The 1,645-nt window shown below is 68.7% G+C and carries 3 protein-coding genes; 1 reads left to right on the plus strand and 2 read right to left on the minus strand.

The window, feature by feature from the left end:
- The coding region (locus ACIPIA_RS15775; RefSeq protein ID WP_400510924.1) for a sulfurtransferase at window positions 1-593 on the minus strand (593 nt) is incomplete at its 3' end.
- Window positions 594-626: 33 nt separating this feature from the next.
- On the minus strand, window positions 627-1,343 hold the full coding sequence (locus ACIPIA_RS15780) for an alanyl-tRNA editing protein (RefSeq protein WP_400510925.1): 717 nt from the start codon (window positions 1,341-1,343) through the stop codon (window positions 627-629).
- A gap of 171 nt (window positions 1,344-1,514) precedes the next feature.
- On the opposite strand from ACIPIA_RS15780, the gene ACIPIA_RS15785 reads away from it, so the two are divergent.
- Window positions 1,515-1,645: SDR family NAD(P)-dependent oxidoreductase (locus tag ACIPIA_RS15785; protein ID WP_400510926.1), on the plus strand; the 131-nt coding region annotated here is incomplete at its 3' end.

A 1,645-nucleotide genomic window follows, 5' to 3' on the forward strand; every position in this document is an offset into this window, starting at 1 on the left:
GGGATGTGGCCGGAGGCCAGGCCCGGCCGCGGCTCCGGCGCCTCGCCGCGGAAGCGGTCTGCGGCGCGGGCATCGACCACCTGGATCGTCTGCGATGCTGTCGCCCGCGCCACGTCCTCGGCATTGGCGACGGTCCCGTTGTCGAGCCGGGCGGTGAAGCTGCGGGGCTGGCGCGGCTGCGGACCGTCTTCCTCGACGGGGCGTCCCTCGGCGAGCCATTTCGGGAAACCGCCGTCGAGGATGACGACTTCGCGCGCCCCGAACACCTTGAAGGTCCAGCGCACGCGCGGCGCCGAGAAGAAGCCGAGCCCGTCATAGACGACGATGCGCATGCCGTCGCCGATGCCGAGTGCGCCGACCGCGGCCGCGAATTCCGGCGCCGAAGGCAGCATGTGGGGCAGGGACGAGCGGGTGTCCTTGATCTTGTCGATGTCGAAATGGACGGCGCCCGGAATCCGGCGCGCGGCATATTCGGCCGCGCCGTCACGCTTCTGCGCCGGCAGATACCAGGAAGCATCGACCACGACGATATCGGGAGCGTTCAGGCGCTCGGCCAGCCACTCGGTCGAAACGAAGACGTCTTCACGGGCCATAGGCATATCCTCTGGGCATCAGCTCAAATGTTCTCAGGCGAGCGCGATCCGGACGCGCCGGTTCTGCTTGCCCTTCTTTTCGATATCGGTGACCGCGACGAGGCCTATCTCCGCCGTATTGCGGACATGCGTGCCGCCGCAGGGCTGCAGGTCGATATCACCGATGGCGACGAGCCGGACGCGGCCCGAGCCGCGCGGCGGCTTCACCGACATCGTCTTGACCAGGCCGGGATTGGCGTCGAGTTCCGCATCGGTGATCCAGCGCTCGGTCACGTCGGCCTCGCGTGCGACCAGCGCCTGGAGCTTCCCGGTCACCTCGGCCTTGTCCAGGCCGCCTTCCGGAATGTCGAAATCGAGCCGCCCGTCGCCATCGCCGATCGAGCCGCCGGTGACGGGGAAGGGCAGGACGACGCTCAGCAGGTGGAGCGCGGTGTGGATGCGCATCCGCTTGAGGCGGCGCTCCCAGTCGAGCACGGCCGTCAGCGCCTCGCCCGGTGCGGGCAGGGCCTGGCCCTCGGCGGGGACATGGATGACCCGGCTCTTGTCATCGGGGTCGTAGATCGTCGTGGCGATGGCGACGAGGCTGCCATCGACGCGGCGCAGATGTCCGGCATCGCCGGGCTGGCCGCCGCCGGTCGCATAGAAGACCGTGCGGTCGAGGATGATGCCGCCGCGCTCGTTGACGGCCTCCACCGTAGCGGGCGTCTCCATCAGATAGGCATCCTGGCGGAAGAGCAGTTCGGTCGGCATGGTCTCATCGTTTCTCTGGCCGCGCTGGAGGCGCCTTCGCGGCGCAGACTGCACCGATTGCTTCGACAGTGCCACAGCATTGGCGGGATAACGGGGATGAGTTGGATCGCATGGCTTTCGGCAACGCGCCTTGATGCCTAGATGGCTGTTCCGACCAAACCGGAGCCGACGATGGCCTTGCCCCGCATGAAACCGCAGGACGGCGTCGCCTGGATCACCGGCGCCAGTTCCGGCATCGGGGCGGCGGTCGCGGTCGAACTGGCCCGCCGTGGCTGGACGGTCGCGGTCACCGCCCGGAGGAG

The organism is Allobosea sp. CER48 (assembly GCF_044752385.1).
GTDB lineage: Bacteria > Pseudomonadota > Alphaproteobacteria > Rhizobiales > Beijerinckiaceae > Allobosea.

Excerpts from the sequence above, each read along its gene's own strand:
- ACIPIA_RS15780 (WP_400510925.1), bottom strand. The coding sequence starts at position 1,343 with ATGCCGACCGAACTGCTCTTCCGCCAGGATGCCTATCTGATGGAGACG.